At 71.9% G+C, this 22,412-nt stretch carries 19 protein-coding genes; 13 read left to right on the forward strand and 6 right to left on the reverse strand.

What is annotated here, in order from left to right; translation table 11 throughout:
• Positions 1-65: 65 nt before the first annotated feature.
• From C3488_RS10090 to C3488_RS10120, 7 genes are all read left to right on the forward strand, one after another.
• Positions 66-2,504, forward strand: a complete 2,439-nt coding sequence (locus C3488_RS10090) for an FAD-dependent oxidoreductase (RefSeq protein ID WP_103839011.1) — start codon at positions 66-68, stop codon at positions 2,502-2,504.
• A 22-nt stretch (positions 2,505-2,526) separates the two neighbouring features.
• Positions 2,527-3,387 carry a bifunctional methylenetetrahydrofolate dehydrogenase/methenyltetrahydrofolate cyclohydrolase gene (locus C3488_RS10095; RefSeq protein ID WP_103839012.1) on the forward strand — a complete coding sequence of 287 codons (861 nt, stop codon included), beginning with the start codon at positions 2,527-2,529 and terminating at the stop codon, positions 3,385-3,387.
• Positions 3,384-4,670 (forward strand): serine hydroxymethyltransferase, encoded by a 1,287-nt coding sequence (glyA, locus tag C3488_RS10100; protein ID WP_103839013.1) that lies wholly within the window; start codon positions 3,384-3,386, stop codon positions 4,668-4,670. The genes C3488_RS10095 and glyA overlap by 4 nt, the downstream gene beginning before the upstream one ends.
• Entirely contained in the window at positions 4,667-5,899 is a 1,233-nt protein-coding gene (locus C3488_RS10105; protein WP_103839014.1) for a sarcosine oxidase subunit beta family protein, read from the forward strand. Before glyA ends, C3488_RS10105 begins: the two co-directional genes overlap by 4 nt.
• An 11-nt stretch (positions 5,900-5,910) precedes the next feature.
• Complete coding sequence (locus C3488_RS10110) at positions 5,911-9,225, forward strand: sarcosine oxidase subunit alpha family protein (protein WP_103839015.1); 3,315 nt, start codon at positions 5,911-5,913, stop codon at positions 9,223-9,225.
• Positions 9,218-9,820, forward strand: a complete 603-nt coding sequence (locus C3488_RS10115; RefSeq protein ID WP_103839016.1) for a sarcosine oxidase subunit gamma — start codon at positions 9,218-9,220, stop codon at positions 9,818-9,820. The genes C3488_RS10110 and C3488_RS10115 overlap by 8 nt, the downstream gene beginning before the upstream one ends.
• A gap of 253 nt (positions 9,821-10,073) precedes the next feature.
• The gene (locus tag C3488_RS10120; RefSeq protein WP_103839056.1) at positions 10,074-11,456 is read left to right on the forward strand and encodes an L-serine ammonia-lyase; all 1,383 of its coding nucleotides are present in this window, start codon (positions 10,074-10,076) and stop codon (positions 11,454-11,456) included.
• Between the two features lie 32 nt (positions 11,457-11,488).
• On the opposite strand, the gene C3488_RS10125 is transcribed toward C3488_RS10120, so the two are convergent.
• The 3 genes from C3488_RS10125 to C3488_RS10135 form a co-directional block, all read right to left on the reverse strand.
• Positions 11,489-11,686 (reverse strand): hypothetical protein, encoded by a 198-nt coding sequence (locus C3488_RS10125; protein WP_103839017.1) that lies wholly within the window; start codon positions 11,684-11,686, stop codon positions 11,489-11,491.
• 35 nt (positions 11,687-11,721) lie between these two features.
• Positions 11,722-12,090, reverse strand: a complete 369-nt coding sequence (locus C3488_RS10130; RefSeq protein WP_103839018.1) for a hypothetical protein — start codon at positions 12,088-12,090, stop codon at positions 11,722-11,724.
• Positions 12,091-12,202: 112 nt separating this feature from the next.
• Entirely contained in the window at positions 12,203-13,033 is an 831-nt protein-coding gene (locus tag C3488_RS10135) for an anti-sigma factor antagonist (RefSeq protein ID WP_103839019.1), read from the reverse strand.
• 170 nt (positions 13,034-13,203) lie between these two features.
• On the opposite strand from C3488_RS10135, the gene C3488_RS10140 reads away from it, so the two are divergent.
• From C3488_RS10140 to C3488_RS10155, 4 genes are all read left to right on the forward strand, one after another.
• Entirely contained in the window at positions 13,204-13,533 is a 330-nt protein-coding gene (locus C3488_RS10140; RefSeq protein WP_103839020.1) for a helix-turn-helix domain-containing protein, read from the forward strand.
• A gap of 58 nt (positions 13,534-13,591) precedes the next feature.
• Positions 13,592-14,623: an SDR family oxidoreductase gene (locus C3488_RS10145; RefSeq protein WP_103839021.1), complete on the forward strand. Its 1,032-nt coding sequence runs from the start codon at positions 13,592-13,594 to the stop codon at positions 14,621-14,623.
• Between the two features lie 130 nt (positions 14,624-14,753).
• Positions 14,754-17,846 carry an FAD-binding and (Fe-S)-binding domain-containing protein gene (locus tag C3488_RS10150; RefSeq protein ID WP_103839022.1) on the forward strand — a complete coding sequence of 1,031 codons (3,093 nt, stop codon included), beginning with the start codon at positions 14,754-14,756 and terminating at the stop codon, positions 17,844-17,846.
• Between the two features lie 8 nt (positions 17,847-17,854).
• The gene (locus C3488_RS10155) at positions 17,855-18,331 is read left to right on the forward strand and encodes a TIGR00725 family protein (protein ID WP_103839023.1); all 477 of its coding nucleotides are present in this window, start codon (positions 17,855-17,857) and stop codon (positions 18,329-18,331) included.
• 149 nt (positions 18,332-18,480) lie between these two features.
• On the opposite strand, the gene rocD is transcribed toward C3488_RS10155, so the two are convergent.
• The 3 genes from rocD to C3488_RS10170 all read right to left on the reverse strand — a co-directional run bounded on the left by rocD (position 18,481) and on the right by C3488_RS10170 (position 21,159).
• Positions 18,481-19,701, reverse strand: coding sequence for an ornithine--oxo-acid transaminase (rocD, locus tag C3488_RS10160; protein WP_103839024.1), 1,221 nt, complete (start codon positions 19,699-19,701; stop codon positions 18,481-18,483).
• Positions 19,698-20,519 (reverse strand): dimethylargininase, encoded by an 822-nt coding sequence (ddaH, locus tag C3488_RS10165; protein WP_103839025.1) that lies wholly within the window; start codon positions 20,517-20,519, stop codon positions 19,698-19,700. Before ddaH ends, rocD begins: the two co-directional genes overlap by 4 nt.
• A gap of 124 nt (positions 20,520-20,643) precedes the next feature.
• Positions 20,644-21,159, reverse strand: a complete 516-nt coding sequence (locus C3488_RS10170; RefSeq protein ID WP_103839026.1) for an Lrp/AsnC family transcriptional regulator — start codon at positions 21,157-21,159, stop codon at positions 20,644-20,646.
• A 122-nt stretch (positions 21,160-21,281) separates the two neighbouring features.
• Here C3488_RS10170 and C3488_RS10175 point away from each other — a divergent pair, with 122 nt between their 5' ends.
• Both C3488_RS10175 and C3488_RS10180 read left to right on the forward strand, forming a co-directional pair.
• Complete coding sequence (locus C3488_RS10175; RefSeq protein ID WP_103839027.1) at positions 21,282-22,037, forward strand: LytTR family DNA-binding domain-containing protein; 756 nt, start codon at positions 21,282-21,284, stop codon at positions 22,035-22,037.
• A gap of 9 nt (positions 22,038-22,046) precedes the next feature.
• Entirely contained in the window at positions 22,047-22,406 is a 360-nt protein-coding gene (locus C3488_RS10180) for a hypothetical protein (RefSeq protein WP_103839028.1), read from the forward strand.
• Positions 22,407-22,412 lie beyond the last annotated feature (6 nt).

Raw genomic sequence — 22,412 nt, forward strand, 5'->3', positions numbered from 1 at the left:
TTGCGCAGCCTGAATCGAGTTGCGCAGACAGCAACTGAACCGGTCTCAAGTTCGGAGGTTGGGCGATGGCGGGACCCCGAGTGGTCATCATCGGAGCGGGCGTCGTGGGTGCGGCCCTCGCCGACGAGCTCTCCGCACGCGGCTGGACCGAGGTGACCGTGGTCGACCAGGGCTCCCTTCCGGCCACCGGGGGCTCCTCCTCGCACGCCCCGGGTCTCGTCTTCCAGACGAACCCTTCGAAGACCATGACCGAGCTGGCCCGCTACACCGTCGAGAAGTTCTGCTCCCTGGACGTCGACGGCAAGCCCTGCTTCCTCCAGGTCGGCGGCCTGGAAGTGGCGACGACCCCCGAGCGCCTCGCCGAACTCCACCGCCGCCACGGCTGGATCACCGCCTGGGGCATCGAGGCGCGCCTGCTCACCGCCGACGAGTGCGTGGAGCAGCACCCGCTGGTCGACCGCGAGAAGGTCCTCGGCGGTCTCCTGGTCCCGACCGACGGCCTCGCCAAGGCCGTCCTCGCCGTCGAGGCGCAGATCCGCCGGGCCACCGAGCGCGGCGTGCGCTTCCTCGCCCGCCACGAAGTCCTCGACGTGCGGCAGAGCGAGGGCCGGGTGACCGGTGTGCTGACCGACCAGGGAGAGATCCCCGCCGACATCGTCGTGTGCTGCGCCGGCATCTGGGGCCCGAAGATCGCCCGTATGGTCGGCATGAACCTGCCGCTCACCCCGCTCGCCCACCAGCTCGCCTGGACGGGCCCGATTCCCGCCCTCGCCGGTCAGACCGAGGAAGCGGTCCGCCCGATCCTGCGCCACCAGGACGCCGACCTCTACTACCGCGACCGCTTCGACGGCATCGGCATCGGTTACTACGGCCACCGCCCCATGCCCGTCTCCGCCGACGACATCCTCTCCGTGGACGAGGCCGACCAGATGCCCTCCGTCCTGAAGTTCACCGAGGAGGACTTCGAGGACGCCTGGACCGAGACCCAGTCGCTGCTCCCCGCGACCCGCGAGGCCAAGGTCGAGGAGGGCATCAACGGCCTGTTCTCCTTCACCACCGACGGCTACCCGCTGCTGGGCGAGTCACCGGACGTCAAGGGCTTCTGGGTCGCGGAGGCCGTGTGGGTCACGCACTCCGCGGGCGTCGGCCGGGCCGTCGCCGAATGGCTGGTCGACGGCTACTGCTCCTCCTTCGACCTGCACGAGTGCGACGTCAACCGCTTCGAGCCGCACCAGCTCTCCCCGGAGTACGTCCTGGCCCGGGACTGCCGGAACTTCGTCGAGGTCTACGACATCCTGCACCCCCTCCAGCCTTCGGGTGAGCCGCGCCCGATCCGCACCAGCCCCTTCTACGCCCGCCAGCGGGAACACGGCGCGTTCTTCCTGGAGGCGAACGGCTGGGAGCGCCCCCAGTGGTACGAGGCCAACGCCTCGCTCGTCGAAGGCCGCTCCATCCCCACGCCCAACGACTGGGCCGCGCAGTACTGGTCGCCCATCGTCGGAGCCGAGGCCCAGGTCACCCGGGAGACGGTCGCCCTGTACGACATGACGGCCCTCAAGCGCCTCGAGGTCGGCGGTCCCGGAGCGGCCGACTTCCTGGAGGGCCTCGTCACCGGCAAGGTCGCCAAGTCGGTCGGCTCGGTGACGTACACGCTGCTGCTGGACCACGACGGGGGCATCCGCAGCGACATCACCGTGGCCCGCCTGGCCCGCGACCTCTTCCAGATCGGCGCCAACGGCAACCTGGACCTCGACTGGTTCACCCGCCACCTCCCCGCCGACGGCACGGTCCAGGTCCGCGACATCACCGCCGGCACCTGCTGCATCGGCCTGTGGGGCCCGCTGGCGCGCAAGGTGCTCCAGCCCCTGACCGACGAGGACTTCTCGGGCGACGGCCTGAAGTACTTCCGCGCCAAGCGCGCCCACATCGGCTCCGTCCCCGTCACCGCCATGCGCCTGAGTTACGTCGGCGAGCTCGGCTGGGAGCTGTACACGACCGCCGACCTGGGCCAGAAGCTGTGGGACACCCTGTGGGCGGCGGCCGAACCGCTGGGCGGCATCATCGCCGGCCGCGGCGCCTTCAACAGCCTGCGCCTGGAGAAGGGGTACCGCTCCTTCGGCACCGACATGACCTACGAGCACGATCCCTACGAGGCCGGCGTCGGCTTCGCCGTCAAGCTCGACAAGGGCGACTTCATCGGCAAGGCCGCACTGGAGCGCCGCAAGGCGGACGTACGGCGGAAGCTGACCTGCCTGACCATCGACGATCCGCACTCGGTCGTCATGGGCAAGGAGCCGGTGTACGACGGCGACCGCGCCGTCGGCTACGTCACCAGCGCCGCCTACGGCTACACGATCGGCAAGGGCATCGCCTACGCCTGGCTGCCGGCCGAGCTCGCCACCCCGGGCACCACGGTCCGCATCGGCTACTTCGACCAGCGTGTCGAGGCGGTCGTCGCGGAGGAGCCCCTGTTCGACCCGACCATGTCCCGACTTCGTGGCTGACCGTGGGGAAGAGGTAACGCCGGTGACCGCACAACTGCTCGACGGCAAGGCGACCGCAGCCGCCATCCGTAGTGAACTCGCCGAGCGCGTCGCCAAGTCGACCGCCTCGACCGGCCGCCCGCCGGGGCTCGGCACCGTCCTGGTCGGCGACGACCCGGGCAGCCGCGCCTACGTCGCCGGAAAGCACCGCGACTGCGCGCAGATCGGGGTCGCCTCCCTCCGCCGCGAGCTGCCCGCCGACGCGACCCAGCGGCAGGTCGAGGACGTCATCGACGAACTCAACGCCGACCCCGCCTGCACCGGCTACATCGTCCAGCTCCCGCTCCCGCGCCACCTGGACGCGAACGCCGTCCTTACGCGCATGGACCCCGCCAAGGACGCCGACGGACTGCACCCGGTCAACCTCGGCCGGCTCGTCCTCGGCGTCGACGCCCCCCTGCCCTGCACCCCCCGCGGCATCGTCGGACTGCTCCGCCGGTACGAGGTCCCGCTCGCCGGAGCGCGCGTGTGCGTGATCGGCCGGGGCATCACGGTCGGACGGCCGATCGGGCTCCTGCTCACCCGCAGGTCCGAGAACGCCACCGTGACCCTGTGCCACACCGGAACCAAGGGCCTGGCCTGGCACGTACGCGAGGCGGACATCGTCGTCGCCGCGGCCGGCTCGCCCGGACTGATCACCAAGGACATGCTGCGCCCCGGCGCGGCCGTCCTGGACGTCGGCATCACCCGCACCGAACACGGGCTCGTCGGCGACGTCCACCCGGAGGCCGCCCAGGTCGCCGGATGGCTCGCGCCGATGCCCGGGGGAGTGGGACCCATGACCCGGGCGATGCTGCTCGCCAACGTCGTCGAGGCCGCCGAGAGGAACGCGAACACCGTATGAACGTGCTGAACACCCCGCTGGCGGAGCTGGACCCCGAGGTCCACGCCGCCCTCGGCGCCGAGCTGCACCGCCAGCAGTCCACCCTCGAGATGATCGCCTCCGAGAACTTCGCGCCCTCCGCCGTCATGGAGGCCCAGGGATCGGTCGCGACCAACAAGTACGCGGAGGGCTACCCGGGCCGCCGCTACTACGGCGGCTGCGAACACGTCGACGTCACCGAACGCCTGGCCATCGAGCGCGTCAAGTCCCTGTTCGGCGCGGGTTTCGCCAACGTCCAGCCGCACTCGGGCGCGCAGGCGAACACCGCTGTCTTCTTCGCCCTCCTCCAGCCCGGCGACACCATCCTCGGCCTCGATCTCGCGCACGGCGGCCACCTCACCCACGGCATGCGCATCAACTACAGCGGCAAGATGCTCAATGTCGTGCCGTACCACGTCTCCGAAGCGGACAACCTCGTCGACATGGACGAGGTGGAGCGGCTCGCCAAGGAACACCGCCCCAAGATGATCATCGCGGGCTGGTCGGCGTACCCGAGGCAGCTGGACTTCGCGGCCTTCCGCCGCATCGCCGACGAGGTCGGTGCCCTCCTCATGGTCGACATGGCGCACTTCGCGGGCCTGGTCGCCGCCGGACTGCACCCCAGCCCCGTCCCGCACGCGCACGTGGTCACCACCACCACGCACAAGACGCTCGGCGGTCCCCGCGGCGGAGTGATCCTCACCAACGACGCCGACCTCGCCAAGAAGATCAACTCGGCGGTGTTCCCCGGCATGCAGGGCGGCCCCCTGGAGCACGTCATCGCCGCGAAGGCGGTCTCCTTCAAGGTCGCGGCATCGCCCGAGTTCGCAGAGCGCCAGGCCCGCACACTGACCGGCGCCCGCATCCTCGCCGAGCGCCTCACACAGCCCGACGCGGCCGCGGCCGGAGTGAAGGTGCTGACGGGCGGCACGGACGTCCACCTCGTCCTCGTCGACCTGCGTGAGTCCGAACTCGACGGCAGGCGCGCCGAGGACCTGCTGCACGAGATCGGCATCACCGTCAACCGCAACGCCGTCCCCTTCGACCCGCGCCCGCCCATGGTCACCTCCGGCCTGCGCATCGGCACCCCGGCCCTCGCCACCCGGGGCTTCACCGAGGAGGACTTCACCGAGGTCGCCGACGTGATCGCGCTCGCCCTGCAGCCCGAGCCGGACGTGGCGGCGCTGCGCGCCCGCACTGCGGCCCTGGCCGCCGAGCACCCGCTCTACCCGCACCTTTCCGGTCCTTCAGGAGACGCCCGATGAGCCCCCGCACCCCCGGCGCCGACCTCCCCGACCACCCCGACTGGCTCTGGCGCACCCCCGAGCCCAGGCGGTCGTACGACGTGGTGATCGTGGGCGGCGGCGGACACGGCCTGGCCACGGCCCACTACCTGGCGAAGAACCACGGCATCACCAACGTCGCGGTCCTGGAGAAGGGCTGGCTCGCGGGCGGCAACATGGCCCGCAACACCACGATCATCCGCTCCAACTACCTGTGGGACGAGAGCGCCGGTATCTACGAGCACGCCCTCAAACTCTGGGAAGGACTGGAGGAGGAGCTCGACTACCCGATCCTCTTCTCCCAGCGCGGCGTGCTGAACCTCGCCCACAGCCTGCAGGACGTCCGCGACAGCGTGCGCCGCGTCGAGGCCAACCGGCTCAACGGCGTCGACGCCGAGTGGCTCGACGCGCAGGCGGTCAAAGAGGTCTGCCCGATCGTCAACATCTCACCCGACGTGCGCTACCCGGTCCTCGGCGGCACCTACCAGCCGCGCGCCGGCATCGCCAAGCACGACTACGTGGCCTGGGGCTTCGCCCGCTCCGCGGACGCCGCCGGCATCGACATCATCCAGAACTGCGAGGTCACCGGCCTCGACGTGGTCGGCGGCCGGGTGGTCGGCGTGCAGACCACGCTCGGCCCGATCGCGGCGGGCAAGGTGGCCCTGTGCTCCGCCGGTCACACCTCGGTCCTCGCCGCCATGGCGGGCATCGAACTCCCGCTGCAGAGCCACCCGTTGCAGGCCCTGGTCTCCGAACTCCTGGAGCCGGTGCACCCGACGGTCGTCATGTCCAACGCCGTCCACGTGTACGTCAGCCAGGCCCACAAGGGCGAGCTGGTCATGGGCGCCGGCATCGACGCCTACAACTCCTACACCCAGCGCGGCGCGTTCCACATCATCGAGGAGCAGATGTCCGCCGCCCTGGAGCTCTTCCCGGTCTTCGCCCGCGCCCACGTGCTGCGCACCTGGGGCGGCATCGTCGACGTCAGCCCGGACGCCTCGCCCATCGTCGGCCTCACCCCGGTCGACAACCTCTACCTCAACTGCGGCTGGGGAACGGGCGGCTTCAAGGCCACCCCGGGGGTCGGCTGGGTCTACGCCCACACCATCGCCCACGACACACCCCACCCGCTGAACGCCCCCTTCTCGCTCGACCGTTTCACCACCGGCGCGCTCGTCGACGAGCACGGCGCGGCCGCGGTGGCCCACTAGGGAGCCGAACCATGCTGCTCATTTCCTGCCCGTGGTGCGGGCCCCGTGACGAGGCCGAGTTCCACTATGGCGGCCAGGCCCATGTGCCCTACCCCGAGGATCCGGCGGCCCTCACCGACGAGGAGTGGGCGCGCTACCTGTTCTTCCGCGCCAACCCGAAGGGGCCGTTCGCCGAGCGGTGGAGCCACGCGGCGGGCTGCCGCAAGTGGTTCAACGCGGTACGGGACACGGCGACGAACGAGATCCTGGCCGTTTACAAGGTGGGCGAGTCGCGTCCGGCAACTCCTGAGCCAAGGCGGGCTGTTTCAGCGGCTACGGCCGCCTCTGAGCCACGCCCGGCATCACCGGCCCGTCTGGGGGCACCCCCTCTGGGGGAGCTCGAGGAGGAGTCCGGAGAACGATCCGGGGGTCCGGCGGCGGAGCCTCTGGCGGGGGCCGGCGGCGGGCCCCTGCCACGCGGCGGCAGCCCCACGTCGGACACATCGGGAAGGGGCGGGGCGGGCGAGGACAACCAACCGTTCCGCCTCCCCACCGGCGGCCGAGTGGACCGGAAGGCCGCCCTGACCTTCGTCTTCGACGGCACCGAGTACCACGGCTACCGCGGCGACACCCTCGCCTCCGCCCTCCTCGCCAACGGCGTCATCGCGGCAGCGACCAGCATCAGACTCGGCCGTCCGCGGGGCATCTTCTCGGCCGGCGTCGAAGAGCCCAACGCGGTCGTCCAGATCGAGGCTCCCTTCCCCGAGCCCATGCTCCCCGCCACGACCGTCGAGCTCTACGACGGCCTGGTCGCGAGCAGCCTCCCCGGCCAGGGCCGCCTCGCCGCCGAACCCGACCCCGCCCGCTACGACGCCGTACACGCCCACTGCGACCTGCTGGTCGTCGGCGCGGGCCCCGCCGGCCTGGCGGCCGCAGCGGCGGCGGCGAACAGCGGCGCCCGCGTCATCCTCGCCGACGACCAGCCAGAACTCGGCGGCAGCCTGCTCGGCACCGGCGAACACCTCGACTGGGTGCAGGCGACGCGCGCTCGACTGGAGGCCGCTCCCGAGGTACGCGTCCTGCGCCGCACCACCGTCTTCGGCCACTACGACGACAACCACCTCCTCGCCGTGGAGCGCCGCACCAACCACCTCGGCGCCGAGGCCCCGGACCACGTCTCCCGCGAGCGCGTCTGGCGCATCCGCGCCCGCCGCGTGGTCCTCGCGACCGGCGCCCACGAGCGCTCGCTGGCGTTCGGCGACAACGACCGCCCCGGCGTGATGCTGGCCGCCTCCGCCCGGACGTACCTCCACAAGTACGCCGTTCTGCCCGGCCGTCACGCGGTCGTGTTCACCACCAACGACAGCGCCTACGCCGCCGCGCTCGACCTGGCGGCGGCGGGAGTGGGCATCGCGGCGATCGTCGACACCCGGCCCGAGCCGGGGGAGTGGGCCGAGCGTGCCCGCTCCGCCGGGATCGAGGTGCTGGCCGGACACGCGGTCACCGGCACGGAGGGCGGGTCCCGCCTCACCGCCGTGACGGTCGCCCCGTACGGGGAGTCCGCCGGACAGAGGGAGTTCGCCGTCGACCTGCTCCTGGTCTCCGGCGGCTGGAACCCGGTCGCGCACCTGTTCAGCCAGGCGGGCGGCAAGCTCCGCCACGACGAGGCACTCGGCACGTTCGTTCCCGACAGCTGCCGTCAGGCGGTGGAGGTCGCGGGCAGCGCCAACGGCGCCCTCGACCTCGCCACGGCTCTCGCTGAGGGCACGGCGGCCGGCGCCCGCGCGGTCGAGGCGGAGGGCTACACCGCCGAGGCGCCCGCCCTCCCGGCCGTGGCCGCCCAGCCGCACACCCCGTCCATGCAGGTCTTCACGGTCCCCACTCCCACCGGCGCCCCCCGGTTCGTCGACCTCCAACGCGACGTCACGGTCGACGACCTGGCGCGGGCGACCGGGGCGGGCCTGCGCTCGGTGGAGCACACCAAGCGCTACACCACGGCCGGCACCGGAGGCGACCAGGGCAGGACGGCCGGCGTCCTGGCGAGCGGAGTCGTCGCCGAACTCCTCGGCGTGGACATCTCGGCGCTCGGCCTGCCCACGTTCCGGCCGCCGTTCACCCCCGTCTCCTTCGCCGCCCTCGCCGGCCGCGACCGCGGTCCGCTGCACGACCCGATCCGCACCACCGCCCTGCACGCATGGCATGTCGAGCACGGTGCCCTCTTCGAGAACGTCGGCCAGTGGAAGCGCCCCTGGTACTACCCGCAGGACGGCGAGGACATGGAGACCGCCGTACTGCGCGAGTGCCGCGCCGCCCGCGAGGCCGTGGCCTTCATGGACGCCTCCACCCTCGGCAAGATCGACGTGCAGGGCCCGGACGCCGCGCTCTTCCTCGACCGGCTCTACACCAACATGATGAGCACCCTGAAGGTCGGCATGATCCGCTACGGCGTGATGTGCCGCCTGGACGGCATGGTCTTCGACGACGGCACGGTCATCCGGCTCGCGCAGGACCGCTTCCTGGTCACCACGACCACCGGCAACGCGGCCGCCGTCCTGGACTGGATGGAGGAGTGGCTCCAGACCGAGTGGCCCGAACTGCGGGTCCACTGCACCTCCGTCACCGAGCAGTGGGCGACCGTGGCCCTCGTCGGCCCCCGTTCCCGCGACGTCCTGGGTTCGCTCGCGCCCCGACTGGCCGTGGGCAACGACGACTTCCCGTTCATGGCGTGGCGTGAGACGACCGTCGCCGGCATCGACGCGCGCGTGTGCCGGATCAGCTTCTCCGGCGAACTCGCCTACGAGATCAACGTCTCGCCCTGGGACGCCCTGGCCCTGTGGGAGGCCCTGTACGAGGCCGGCGCCCCGTACGGCATCACCCCGTACGGCACCGAGACCATGCACGTCCTGCGCGCCGAGAAGGGCTACCCGATCATCGGCCAGGACACCGACGGGACGGTCACCCCACAGGACCTCGGCATGAGCTGGGCGGTGTCGAAGAAGAAGCCGGACTTCATCGGCAAGCGCTCCTACGCCCGCGCCGACACCGTGCGCCCCGACCGCAAGCACCTCGTCGGCCTCCTCCCCGAGGATCCGGCCGCCTTCCTCCCCGAGGGCACCCACCTGGTCGCCGACAGCGAACTGCCCGCCCCGCCCGTCCCGATGCTCGGTCACGTCACCTCCAGCTACCGCAGCGCGGCGCTCGGCCGGACCTTCGCTCTCGCCCTGATCAAGGGCGGTCGCGACCGCATCGGGGAACGCCTCTACGCGCCGGTCGGCGACCGGCTGGTCCCGGTGACCGTCGCCAACCCCGTCCTCTACGACCCCGAGGGAGCCCGCCGCGATGGCTGACACCGCCCTGACCGCACGGCAGCGCAGCCCCCTGGCGCACGCCGCCGACCGCCTGGCCGCCGCGACGCGCACCTCCGGGGGCGCGGTCCGCCTGGCCGAACTCCCCTTCCTGACCCAGGTGAACGTCCGCCTCGACGCCAAGAGCCCGGCGGCGGACGCCGTGGGGCTCGCCCTGGGGCTCCAGCTGCCCCTGGAGCCGAACACCGTGGTACGGGCCGGGGATCTGACCGCGGTGTGGCTCGGTCCCGACGAATGGCTGCTGGTGGCCCCGCCCGGAACGCAGCGCGAGCTGGAGGGCCGGATCCGTGCGGCGGCCGGGGACGAGCCCGTCTCCGTCACCGACGTCTCCGCCCAGCGCACCACCCTTCTGGTCGCGGGCCCCCGCGCCCGTGACCTGCTGTCCCACGGCTGCGCGCTGGACTTGCACCCGCGCGCCTTCGGCCCCGGCCGCTGCGCCCAGACGACGCTGGCGCGCACGCAGGTCGTCCTGGTCGCCCGCGACGAATTCAGAGCCGGCTTCTGGGTACTGGTGCGCTCCTCCTTCGCCGGCTACCTCACGGACTGGCTGCTGGACGCGGCCGTGGAATACGGGTGAGCGGCCGGGCAGGGCGGTAAGGGTGACCTGGCGGTGCCAGGCCGTCACCGGCAGGCGGCCCGGCACCGCCGCGGCATGCGTGCGCACCGCCCGGCCGCCCGCCCGCCTGTTCGAACCATGAGCACGAGAAGGGCTCATGTCTCCGCACCCGGGAGAAGCAACCGCCCCACCCGGGCCTGCGATCGACAACCCCCCCCCGCTGGGGCGTGCCCATGACATGCCCGGCACCCTCTCCCACCCCACGGAGTATGGCGTGGCAATCAGCGTCTTCGACCTGTTCTCCATCGGCATCGGCCCCTCCAGCTCGCACACCGTCGGCCCGATGCGTGCGGCCGGGATGTTCGCCGCCCGGCTGAAGAAGGACGGCCTGCTCGCGCAGACCGCCGCGGTACGGGCGGAACTGTTCGGCTCCCTCGGTGCCACCGGACACGGCCACGGCACCCCCAAGGCCGTACTGCTCGGCCTGGAGGGCAACGAGCCGCACACGGTCGACGTCGCCCGGGCCGAGCTGGACGTCGAGCGGATCCGCGCCACCGGACGCATTCGCCTCCTCGGCGTCGAGATCGGCGCTGCCCACGAGATCGACTTCGACGTCTCGGCCCAGCTGGTCCTGCACCGCCGGCGCGCGCTGCCGTACCACGCCAACGGCATGGTTCTCTTCGCCCACGACGCCGACGGACTGCCGCTGCTGGAGAAGACGTACTACTCGGTCGGCGGCGGATTCGTGGTCGACGAGGACGCCGTCGGGGCAGACCGGATCAAGCCCGACGATACGGCGCTGCCCCATCCGTTCCGCACGGGGGACGAACTGCTGCGGCTCTCCCGGGAGACCGGCCTGTCGATCTCCGCGCTGATGCTGGAGAACGAGAGGGCCTGGCGCACGGAGGAGGAGATCCGCGCGGGTCTGCTGGAGATCTGGCGCGTCATGGAGGACTGCGTCTCCCGTGGTCTGTCCCGTGAGGGCATCCTCCCCGGCGGCCTGAAGGTCCGCCGACGGGCCGCGGCGGCGGCCCGGGCGCTGCGCAGCGAGGGCGACCCCGCGGCCCGCGCGATGGAGTGGGTGACCCTGTACGCGATGGCGGTGAACGAGGAGAACGCGGCAGGCGGCCGGGTCGTCACCGCCCCGACGAACGGCGCGGCGGGCATCATCCCCGCCGTTCTGCGCTACTACCTCACCTTCGTGCCGGGCGCCGACGAGGACGGGGTCGTCCGCTTCCTGCTCGCCGCGGGCGCCATCGGCATGCTCTTCAAGGAGAACGCGTCGATCTCCGGCGCCGAGGTCGGCTGCCAGGGCGAGGTCGGCTCGGCCTGCTCGATGGCCGCCGGCGGCCTCGCCGAGGTGCTGGGCGGCAGCCCGGAACAGGTGGAGAACGCCGCCGAGATAGGCATGGAGCACAATCTCGGCCTGACCTGCGACCCGGTCGGCGGCCTCGTCCAGATCCCCTGCATCGAGCGCAACGGCATGGCCGCGGTCAAGGCCGTCACCGCCGCCCGGATGGCCCTGCGTGGCGACGGCCGGCACCACGTCTCGCTCGACAAGGTCATCAAGACCATGAAGGAGACCGGAGCCGACATGAAGGTCAAGTACAAGGAGACCGCCCGTGGCGGTCTCGCCGTCAACGTCATCGAGTGCTGAGGAAGCGGTCGGTCACACCCCGGGCGCGGCCCTCACAGATAGTCGTCGTCTCCCTGGTCGAAGAGCTCGGGGTAGGTGGCCTCGTCGTCCGCCCGGCGGCCGCTCTGTGGCTGCTCGAGCCGGTGCTGACGCTCCTGGCGTGCCTGTTCCTGGGCGCCGAGGGTTTCCTCGGTCATGTCCCTGAGGTGGCCGGAGTCGTCCGCGTACCGGCCATGCTCTCGGTCGGTCATATCGGCTCACTCCCGTCATGTCGATGAATGTCATCTTATGTCTCTTCCTCCATGCGGATCGACTCCTTGAGCTCCCTCAGGGCGCGGCTGTCCCTGTCCTCGTTCACGTCCAGCAGGGCGCGTGCGATGGCGTCGAGCTTGCGCTGGATGGCGTGCTCCGCCCGCATCTCCGAGTTCTTGAGCAGGGCGAGGAGCAGAAGGGTGACCGCGGTCATCGACTCCCCGGCGAGCAGCAGCAGCTCCAGCGGCAGGTGCGCGGCGTGCGCGGCGACGAAGAAGCCGACGAAGGCCAGGCAGATCAGGAAGAACAGCGGGGAGCTCGTCAAGTTGGAGGCTCTCTCCGCCAGTTCCTCGAACATCCCGCGCTTGGGGCCGCCGCGGTGGGCGGGACTCTTGAAGGTCATGGTGGAAGGCTTACCCTGCCGCTGTTTCCGAGGCGGCGCGCGTACCGCCGACGGGTGGTGGCGCTCCGGGGCGTGCACCCGGGCGGGGGAACCGCCCACCGCGCGGCGGACCTCAGTCTGCGGGACGCGCGTTCGAGGGCTCCTTGAGCGCGGTGACCGCGGCGGCCAGCTCCAGGCGGAGCGGGTCGGACGGAACGTCGCCGTTGACGGCAGCCACCAGGTCCTCGGCGACGTTGTGCAGCTTCGTGTTGGTCTTCTGGGAGACGGTGACCAGGATGTCCCAGGCGTCCTGCGCGGTCAGCGCGAAGGACGCCATCAGCACCCCCCGGGCCAGGTCGATCACCGGCCGTGTCTGCATGGCCCGCCTGAGCTGGACCAGCTCGATGTGCAGGTCCCGCTCGCTCGCCGGGTCCAGGTCCCTGTCGGGGGCCAGGTCCGGGGCGATGTTCGCGTCCAGGTCGGGGTCCTTCGGCGGCTCCTCCCCTCGCGGGGGGCCGTGCCGCTGGAGCGGCCCGTCCTGGCCGTCCCCAGCAGCCGTACCGGCGGTCGGGGCGTTGTCGAACAGAGTCCGTGTGCCGGTCAGCGACAGCAGCCTGTCCACGGAGGGGCCGGTCGGGCCGAGCGTGAGCGTCTTGGCGTCCGCCAGAGCCTGGCTGCGGGCGCTCAGCAGCACGTTGAGGCCGGAGCAGTCGCAGAAGTCCACACCGCCGAGATCCACGTCGACACCTCCCACCGAACGCCGTACGGCCTCCCGTAGGGCGTCCTGCAGGGCCTGCTCGGTGTCGATGTCCAGCTCGCCGGACACCACCACGGCGACCCGGTCCCCGTCCTGGTGGGTCTCGACGCGTAGGCAGGGCGGCAGCAGGTGCTGCGGGGGATGCGCCCAGGTCACCCGGACGTCACCGTCCGCGCTCTCGAGCTCGGGAAGTACGCGCTCGTCCATGGCAGCCTCCCGAGCTCGCCCCTACCGCGCTCCCCGACCCAGGGGGTGTCCGCCGATCCGCGCCGAGCACCCCTAGACAGGCTCTGCCCGCCGCAGGTCATATGTCAAGGGATACACGAATTCGAATTCACCTTTTTGAATTCGCGAATCGCGGCGCCTACTCTTTATGCATGGGTGGAGCGCGAGAGCCGCATACGGGATGGACGTTTCTCACCAATCACGCACGCGTGCTGGCGGCCATCGCCGACGACCAGAGCGTACGCATCCGTGACATCGCGGCCCACTGCCGGCTGACGGAACGCGCCGTCCAGAAGATCATCGCCGATCTCGAGCAGGACGGCTATCTCACGCACACCCGTGAGGGGCGCAGCAACACCTACCGCATCCAGCCGGGCACGCCGCTGCGCCACCCCGCGGAGGCGAGCCTGACCGTCGCCGAGCTGCTCGCCCTCCTCGTCCGGCAGGACGCCGCACACGGCAGGCAGCGCCAGCAGCAGTAACGGCCCTCACCGTGGGTACTCGCAGGTCCCGGTCACCGGTCACCGAGAGGAGCCCGAAGTGAGCACCGAAGCAGGCAGGAAGATCGTGGTCACGGGTGCCACCGGCAATGTGGGCACCAGCCTCGTGCGGCTGCTCGCCGAGGATCCGGCCGTCGCGAGCGTACGGGGCCTCGCGCGCCGCATCCCCGACCTCGGCCCGGACCGTGTGGAGTGGTCGAAGGTCGACCTCGCGGCGAAGGACGTCGATCTCGTACGGGAGTTCCGGGGCGCCGACGCGGTGGTGCACCTGGCGTGGGCGTTCCAGCCGACGCACGATCCGGTCGCGACCTGGCGGACCAACGTCCTCGGCAGCATCCGGGTCTTCGAGGCCGTCGCCGCCACCGCCACGGTGCCCACACTGGTGCACGCCTCCTCCGTGGGGGCCTACTCCCCGGGGCCCAAGAACCGCTCCGTGGACGAGTCCTGGCCCACACACGGCTGGCCCGACGCCGCCTACACCCGGGAGAAGGCCTATCTGGAGCGGTATCTCGACACCTTCGAGTTCCGGCACCCCGGGATCCGGGTCGTACGGATGCGGCCCGCGTTCTTGTTCAAACGCGAATCGGCGAGCGAACAGCGGCGCATCTTCGGCGGGAAGTTCCTGCCCGGACCGCTGGCCCGCCCGGAACTGCTGCCCTTCCTGCCGGACATCCAGGGGCTCCGCGTGCAGGCCCTGCACACCGACGACGCGGCCCGCGCCTACCAGCTCGCCGTCCACGCCGAGGTCCGGGGCGCCTTCAACCTGGCCGCCGATCCGCCCCTGGACGCCGAGATCCTGGGCGAGCTGCTGGGATCCCGCCCCGTGCGTCTGCCGCGCACGGCCGCACGGTCGGCCATCGCCGCCGCCTGGGGGCTGCGGCTGCTGCCCGCCTCACCCCACCTCTTCGACGCCGTCCTGAGGCTGCCGCTCATGGACTGCACCCGCGCGCGCACCGTGCTCGGCTGGCAGCCGCGGCGGACCGCGACCGAGGTGCTGGAGGAGTTCCTGCACGGGCTGCAGGAGGGCGCCGGCGCCCCGACGGCACCGCTTCAGGGCCGCAAGGTCGGCTGACCCCCGGTGGGGTCACACCGGGGCCCACAGGCCGCCCACGTGCGCCCCGCCCACGTGCGCCCGTTTGGGCGGCACGGATCGCGAAACTCCCTTGCATAGTCCAACAGTGCAGGAAAGGCGGTCTCGATCCATGGCCCTGACATCCCGCAACGACACGTCCCCGGCTCTCGGCCGGGCGGGAACCGCGCTCGACGTGGCCGGGCTGGAGGCGGCGCTGCGCAGTGCCGTGGACGGCGAGATCCGGTTCGACGCGGGCAGCAGGGGCGCGTACTCCACGGACGGCTCCAACTACCGGCAGGTCCCCATCGGCGTCGTCGTGCCGCGCGGGGTGGAGGCGGGAGCCAGGGCGGTCGAGGTGTGCGCGCGGTTCGGCGCGCCCGTCCTGTCCCGGGGCGGCGGCACCAGCCTGGCCGGGCAGACGACCAACACCGCCGTCGTCGTCGACTGGACCAAGTACTGCGACGCCCTGGTGTCGGTCGACCCCGACGCCCGCACCTGCGTCGTGGAGCCCGGGCTGGTCCTGGACGAGCTCAACCGCAGGCTCGCCGACCACCGCCTCCAGTTCGGGCCCAAACCCTCCACGCACAGCCACTGTGCGCTCGGCGGCATGATCGGCAACAACTCGTGCGGGGCGTCGGCGCAGGCGTACGGCAAGACGGTGGACAACGTACGCCGTCTGGAGGTCCTCACCTACGACGGCACCCGCATGTGGGTGGGGCCGACCTCGAAGGCCGAGCGGGCGCAGATCGCCGCCGAGGGCGGGCGCCGGGCGGAGATCTACGACGGCCTCGACCGCATCGTCACCGAGTACCTGGCGGACATCCGCCAGGGCTACCCGAAGATCCCGCGCCGCGTCTCCGGATACAACCTGGACTCCCTGCTCCCGGAGAACGGCTTCGACGTCGCCAAGGCCCTGGTCGGCAGCGAGGGAACCCTGGTGACGGTGCTGCGGGCCGAACTCGACCTGGTCCCGGTGCCCCGCTACCAGTCGCTGCTCGTCCTCGGATACGAGGACATCTGCGCCGCCGCGGACGACGTCCCCCGCCTCCTTCAGCACTGCTCGCCCAGCCAGCTGGAGGCGCTCGACGGGCGGATGGCGCAGCTGATGCGCGAGGAGCACGCCTACCTGGAGTCCCTCGACTCCCTCCCCGAGGGCGACAGCTGGCTGCTGCTGCAGTTCAGCGGCGACGGCCAGGAGGAGGTCGACGAGAAGGCGCACGCCCTGCTGCGCGCGGTCGGCCGGAACGAGAAGGAGTCCACCGTCGCCTTCTCCGACGACCCCGAGCGCGAGCAGAGGATGCTCAAGGCCCGGGAGGCCGGACTCGGGGTCACCGCGCGGCCCCCGGACGACCGCGAGACCTGGGAGGGCTGGGAGGACTCCGCCGTCCCGCCCGACCGCCTCGGCGACTACCTGCGCGACCTCAAGGGGCTCTTCGAGGAGTTCGACTACGACCACCCCTCGCTGTACGGGCACTTCGGGCAGGGCTGTGTGCACACCCGTATCCCGTTCGGGCTGAAGACCGCCGAGGGCGTGGCCGACTTCCGCCGCTTCCTTGAGCGCGCCGCCGACCTCGTGGCCTCCTACGGCGGCTCCCTGTCGGGCGAGCACGGGGACGGTCAGTCCCGGGGCGAGCTGCTGACCCGCATGTTCGGCGAGCGGCTCGTGGCCGCGTTCGGGGAACTCAAGGCGCTCTTCGACCCGCACAACCGGATGAACCCCGGCAAGGTCGTCGATCCCCATCCGGTCGACGGACAGCTCCGCCTCGGCTCCGCGTGGCGGCCCGCCACCCCGGACACCCACTTCGGCTACCCGGAGGACGAACACTCCTTCACCCGCGCCGTGCTGCGCTGCGTCGGCATCGGCAACTGCCGCAGCCACCACGGCGGGGTGATGTGCCCGTCCTACCGGGCCACCAAGGAGGAGGAACACTCCACGCGCGGCCGGGCACGGCTGCTGTTCGAGATGCTGGACGGCCACGCGGACTCCTCCGTGACCGACGGCTGGCGCTCCACCGAGGTCCGCGACGCCCTGGACCTGTGCCTGGCCTGCAAGGGCTGCAAGTCGGACTGCCCCACCGGCGTCGACATGGCCACCTACAAGGCCGAGTTCCTCGCCCACCACTACGCGGGCAGACTCCGCCCGGCCGCCCACTACTCCATGGGCTGGCTGCCGGCGTGGGCGCGGCTCTCCCGCCTCGCCCCGCCCGTCGTCAACAACCTGCTGCACGCGCCCGGACTGGCCGCCGTCGGCAAACGGCTGGCCGGCGTCGACGGCGCGCGCCAGGCCCCCGTGTTCGCCGAGGAGTCCTTCCTGCAGTGGTGGCGGACGCGCGGCAGCGAGGAACCGGAGCCCGGCGACGAGCGGGCCGTGGTGCTGTGGCCCGACACCTTCAGCACCTACTTCCACCCCTCGATCGCGAAGTCCGCGGTGCGGGTCCTCGAGGACGCCGGCTTCCGGGTCGCCGTACCCACCAGGCCCGTGTGCTGCGCACTGACCTGGATCTCCACCGGTCAGCTCGCGGTGGCGAAGAAGGTCCTGCGGCACTCCCTCGACGTCCTGCGCCCGTGGATCGAGGCCGGTACGCCCGTCATCGGCCTGGAACCGTCCTGCACCGCCGTGTTCCGGGCCGACGCGCCCGAACTGATGCCCACCGACCAGGACGTGCAGCGCCTGGCCGGGCAGTTCCGCACCTTCGCCGAACACCTCGTCCACCACGCCCCGGACGACTGGCGTCCGCCCGCCCTGGCCCGGCAGGCGACCGTGCAGACCCACTGCCACCAGCACGCGATCATGAAGTTCGAGGCCGACCAGGAGCTGATGCGGCGCGCCCACCTCGACGCCGAGGTCCTCGACGAGGGCTGCTGCGGGCTCGCCGGGAACTTCGGGTTCGAGCGGGGCCACCACGAGGTGTCCATGGCCGTCGCGGAACAGGGAGTCCTGCCCTCCGTGCGCGGGGCCGCCCCGTCCGGTCTGGTTCTCGCGGACGGCTTCAGCTGCCGCACCCAGATCGAGCAGGGCGGCACGGGCCGCCGGGCCCTCCACCTGGCCGAGGCGCTGGCCCTCGGCCTGGACGGACCCCTGCCCGCGGAGCTGCCCGAGCGTCTGGCGCAGCGCCCCGCGCCGCCCTCACACCTCGGCGCCTGGGCGACGACAGCCGTCGCCGCCGCCCTGGCGGCGGCCCCCGCGGCGGCACTCGCCCGCCGCCTGAGGCGGCGTACCTGACCACGGCCATGGCGGTACAGGTGGCGGTGTGCGGGCCCGCGCGGTGCGGGGAAGGCGAGCGGGCCCTCGCGTACGAGGTGGGCCGGCTGCTGGCGGAACGCGGGGCCGTGGTGATCTGCGGCGGGCACGGCGGGGTGATGGCCGCGGTCGCGGCGGGTGCCCGGTCACGCGACGGCGTCGTCGTCGGGGTGCTGCCCGGGGCCGACCGTACCGGCGCCGGCCCGGACCTGAGCGTCGCGATCGCCACCGGCCTCGGGCAGGCACGCAACAGCGTCATCGTGCACAGCGGGGACGCCGTCATCGTGGTCGGCGGCTCCTGGGGCACGCTGTCGGAACTGGCCCTGGCGATGCGCCGGGGCGGCGTGCCCGTGGTCCAGCTCGGCGACGGCTGGCGCCTCGTGGACGCCGACGGGCGGGAGGTGCGCGGCGTACGGTACGCGCGGACGCCGGCGGAGGCGCTGGAGCGGACGGGACTCTGGCCCTGACGGCCGGCCATGGGTTCGCCCCCGCCGCCCCCTGCCCTCGGGGGCCGCGCCTCCGGACCCCGCCGGGAGCGGAGGGGCGGGGGCGGAGCCCCTGGGGACGCGATGCGTGGGGGCGGCGGGGGCGGATCACAGCCGGTGCGGCGCCGTGCTCAAGCGGCCAGCACCTTCTCCAGCGCCCCGAGCGCCGACCGCAGCTCCTCCTCCGTGATCGTCAGCGGCGGCGCCAGGCGGATCGTCGAGCCGTGGGTGTCCTTGACCAGGATCCCCTCCGCCATGAGCCGTTCGCTGATCTCGCGTCCCGTGCCGATCGCCGGGTCGACGTCCACGCCGGCCCACAGCCCGCGCGAGCGGAAGCCCACGACGCCCTTGCCGACGAGCGAGGTGAGCCCGTCCCGCAGCACCACACCCAACTCGGCCGCTCGCAGCTGGAAATGGCCCGTCTTCAGCAGGCCGACGACCGCCGAACCCACCGCCGCGGCCAGCGGGTTGCCCCCGAACGTCGATCCGTGCTCGCCCGGCCGCAGCACCCCGAGCACCTCCCGGCGCGCCACCACCGCCGACACCGGCACGATCCCGCCGCCGAGCGCCTTCCCGAGCAGCAGCGCGTCCGGCAGGACACCCTCGTGCTCCACGGCCAGCGTGCGACCGGTACGCCCGAGACCGGACTGGATCTCGTCCGCGACGAACAGGCACCCCGCCCGGCGCGTGAGCTCCCGGACCCCGGTGAGGTAACCCTCGTCGGGGATGACCACGCCCGCCTCGCCCTGGATCGGCTCGATCAGCACGGCCGCCGTCGTCTCGTCGACCGCCGCCTCGAGCGCCGCCAGGTCGTTGTACGGGACGATCCGGAAACCCGGCGTGAACGGCCCGAATCCCGCCCGCGCCGTCTCGTCCGTGGAGAAGCTGACGATCGTCGTCGTACGGCCGTGGAAGTTCCCGGCCGCCACCACGATCGTCGCCCGGTCGGCCGGCACGCCCTTGACCTCGTACGCCCACTTCCGGGCCACCTTGACGGCGCTCTCCACCGCCTCCGCGCCCGTGTTCATCGGCAGCACCATGTCCAGGCCCGTCAACTCCGCCAGGGACTGCGCGAACTCGGCCAGCTGGTCGTTGTGGAAGGCCCGCGAGGTGAGTGTCAGCCGGTCCAGCTGACGGTGCGCCGCCTCGATCAGCACCGGGTTGCGGTGACCGAAGTTCAGGGCCGAGTACCCGGCGAGCATGTCGAGATAGCGACGGCCCTCCACGTCCTCCACCCAGGTGCCCTCGGCACGGGCGACGACCACGGGCAGCGGGTGGTAGTTGTGCGCGAGGACGGGCTCCTCGGCCCGGATCAGCTCGGCGGTCGAACGCGTACGGGCGGGTGCGGTCATGAACGGGTCTCCCGGATCTCCTGGGTGCAGCACTTGATGCCTCCGCCGGCCTTGTGGAACTCGGACAGGTCGACGGGGACGGGGTCGTAACCCTGGTCGGCGAGGCGTGAGGCCAGCGCCTCGGCCTTCGGCGCGATGAAGACGTGGCGTCCGTCGGAGACGGAGTTCAGGCCGAACGCCATCGCGTCCTCGTGCGTCGCGAGCACCGCGTCCGGGAACAGCCGCGCCAGCACCTCCCGGCTGCCCGGCGAGAACGCCTCCGGGTAGTACACGACGTTGTCGTCGTCGAGGACGAACAGAGCGGTGTCCAGGTGGTAGAAGTACGGGTTCACCAGCGTCAGGCTGATCACCGGGTGGCCGAAGAACTCCTGCGCCTCACGGTGCGCCTCCCGGGTCGTACGGAACCCGGTGCCCGCCAGCAGGTACCGGCCCGTCCACACGAGGTCGCCCTCGCCCTCGCAGACGGAGACGGGGCGGTGGACGTCGTAACCGGCCGCCTTGAACCACGTCTCGTAGTGGAGGGACTCCGGGCGCCGCTCGGGCGCGTGGAAGAGAGAGCCGAAGACCCGGCCGTCGACGACGACCGCGGAGTTCGCGGCGAACACCATGTCCGGCAGACCGGGCACCGGGTCCACGCTGTCGACGGCGTGGCCGTGGGCGCGGTAGGCGCGGATCAGTCCCTGCCACTGCTCATGGGCCAGATCCACGTCGACCGTGGTGTCGGGATGCATCCAGGGGTTGATCGCGTACTGCACGGCGAAGTGTCTGGGTTCGCAGACGAGGAAGCGCCGCCGGCGCGGCACACGGCTGTCAGGCACAGAGGGGTTCCTCCGTTTCCTGGAGTGTCGACTGAGGGTTGACACCAAGGTAGAAAGCGGCGGATACGGACGACAAGCGACGAGAGCTGCGTGTTCGCGCAGCAATGCTGCGTCTTGGGGCCGGTCAGCGCACGTCTGCTGCGCCCTCCGGCACGTCGTCGGGCGCCGCCTGGGTCGCGCCCGCCTCCGGGCTTTCCGGGAGCAGATGGGACAGCACCATCACGCTGATCGTCTTCCGGATGAACGGCTCCGCGCGGATCCGCTCCAGCACCTCCTCGAAGTGCTCGACGTCCCTCGCCCGCACGTGCAGCAGTGCGTCCGCGCCGCCGGTCACCGTCATCGCCGCCGTGATCTCCGGATGGTTGCGCACCACCTCCGCCAGGCGCCGGGGCGGCGCCGCGCCCTCGCAGTACACCTCGACGTACGCCTCCGTGCGCCAGCCCAGCGCCGACGGTTTCACCGTGGCCGTGAATCCGGTGATCACACCCGTCTCGCGCAGCCGGTCCACCCGGCGCTTGACCGCCGTGGACGACAGGCCGACGGCCGCGCCGATCTCGGCGAAACTGGTCCTGGCGTTCGCCATCAGAGCGGTGATGATCTTCCGGTCGAGCTCGTCGAACGATGCCGGCCTGCTGTTCATGCGGGCACTGTAACGAGACTCGGCGCGGCACCGTGTCCGGCGCGGCGCCGCCACCGCATCCAGCGAGAACGTCGTGCTCCGCACATGCCCACAGCTGCGGATTGCTCCTAGACTCCACCTTCATGCTGCGCGCCCTCGCCGTCGACGACGAACGCCCCTCGCTCGAGGAACTGCTCTACCTGCTCCGCGCGGACCCCAGGATCGGCAGCGTGGAGGGTGCGGGCGACGCCACCGGGGCACTGCGCCGCATCAACCGCGCCCTGGAGTCCGGGCCCGACGGCCCCGACGCGATCGACGTCGTCTTCCTCGACATCCACATGCCCGGTCTGGACGGCCTGGAGATGGCCCGGCTGCTCACCGGGTTCGCGAAGCCACCGCTCGTCGTGTTCGTGACCGCCCACGAAGGCTTCGCCGTGCAGGCGTTCGACCTCAAGGCCGTCGACTACGTCCTCAAGCCCGTACGCCGTGAGCGGCTCGCGGAGGCGGTGCGCCGCGCCGAACAGCTCAGGGAGACCACGCCGCTGATCCCGGTGCACGAGCCGGATCCCGACCACGTCCTGGTGGAACTCGGCGGCGTGACACGGTTCGTGCCCGTGGAGGACATCACCCATGTCGAGGCGCAGGGCGACTACGCCCGCCTGCACACCGCCCAGGGCAGCCATCTCGTGCGGATTCCGCTGTCCACCCTGGAGGAGCGGTGGCGTTCGCGCGGATTCGTCCGCATCCACCGTCGCCATCTCGTCGCCCTGCGGCACATCGAGGAACTCCGTCTGGACGCCGGCACCGTGAGTGTCCTCGTCGGCTCCGTCGAACTCCAGGTCAGCCGCCGGCACGCCCGCGAACTGCGGGAGATGCTGATACGCCGGACCGCGGGCTAGGGGGACGGTGTGCCGCAGGACCCCGCCGAGCGCCGCGTCGTCGTCACCGGGCCGCCCCGGAGCGGACGCCGCCGCGCCCTGGGCTACTACCGCCCGCGCACCGAGATCGACGAGCAGACCACACTCGGCCACACCTACGTCCGCTCACTGATCCGCAGCCAGCTCCGCGCGGCTCTCGCCGTGTTCACCGTGCTGGTGCTCCTGATCGGGCCCCTTCCCCTGTTCTTCGCCGCCACCCGCACGGGCGGTCTGGAATGGGCGGTGCTCGGGTTCGGCCTCTACCCGCCGCTGATCCTGCTCGCCCGTTGGTACGTGCGCCGCGCCGAACGCAACGAGAAGGACTTCGTCCGGCTCGTCGAGGACCGCTGAGGACAG

The organism is Streptomyces sp. Ru72, assembly GCF_002920635.1.
Taxonomy (GTDB): domain Bacteria; phylum Actinomycetota; class Actinomycetes; order Streptomycetales; family Streptomycetaceae; genus Streptomyces.

Bases quoted from the DNA above. Each gene is read 5' to 3' on its own strand.
- C3488_RS10115 (WP_103839016.1), top strand. From the start codon at position 9,218: ATGGCTGACACCGCCCTGACCGCACGGCAGCGCAGCCCCCTGGCGCAC.
- C3488_RS10130 (WP_103839018.1), bottom strand. From the start codon at position 12,090: ATGACCTTCAAGAGTCCCGCCCACCGCGGCGGCCCCAAGCGCGGGATG.
- C3488_RS10170 (WP_103839026.1), bottom strand. From the start codon at position 21,159: ATGAACAGCAGGCCGGCATCGTTCGACGAGCTCGACCGGAAGATCATC.
- C3488_RS10090 (WP_103839011.1), top strand. From the start codon at position 66: ATGGCGGGACCCCGAGTGGTCATCATCGGAGCGGGCGTCGTGGGTGCG.
- C3488_RS10105 (WP_103839014.1), top strand. From the start codon at position 4,667: ATGAGCCCCCGCACCCCCGGCGCCGACCTCCCCGACCACCCCGACTGG.
- rocD (WP_103839024.1), bottom strand. From the start codon at position 19,701: ATGACCGCACCCGCCCGTACGCGTTCGACCGCCGAGCTGATCCGGGCC.
- C3488_RS10125 (WP_103839017.1), bottom strand. From the start codon at position 11,686: ATGACCGACCGAGAGCATGGCCGGTACGCGGACGACTCCGGCCACCTC.
- C3488_RS10175 (WP_103839027.1), top strand. From the start codon at position 21,282: ATGCTGCGCGCCCTCGCCGTCGACGACGAACGCCCCTCGCTCGAGGAA.
- C3488_RS10155 (WP_103839023.1), top strand. From the start codon at position 17,855: ATGGCGGTACAGGTGGCGGTGTGCGGGCCCGCGCGGTGCGGGGAAGGC.
- glyA (WP_103839013.1), top strand. From the start codon at position 3,384: ATGAACGTGCTGAACACCCCGCTGGCGGAGCTGGACCCCGAGGTCCAC.
- C3488_RS10140 (WP_103839020.1), top strand. From the start codon at position 13,204: ATGGGTGGAGCGCGAGAGCCGCATACGGGATGGACGTTTCTCACCAAT.
- C3488_RS10110 (WP_103839015.1), top strand. From the start codon at position 5,911: ATGCTGCTCATTTCCTGCCCGTGGTGCGGGCCCCGTGACGAGGCCGAG.
- C3488_RS10135 (WP_103839019.1), bottom strand. From the start codon at position 13,033: ATGGACGAGCGCGTACTTCCCGAGCTCGAGAGCGCGGACGGTGACGTC.
- C3488_RS10150 (WP_103839022.1), top strand. From the start codon at position 14,754: ATGGCCCTGACATCCCGCAACGACACGTCCCCGGCTCTCGGCCGGGCG.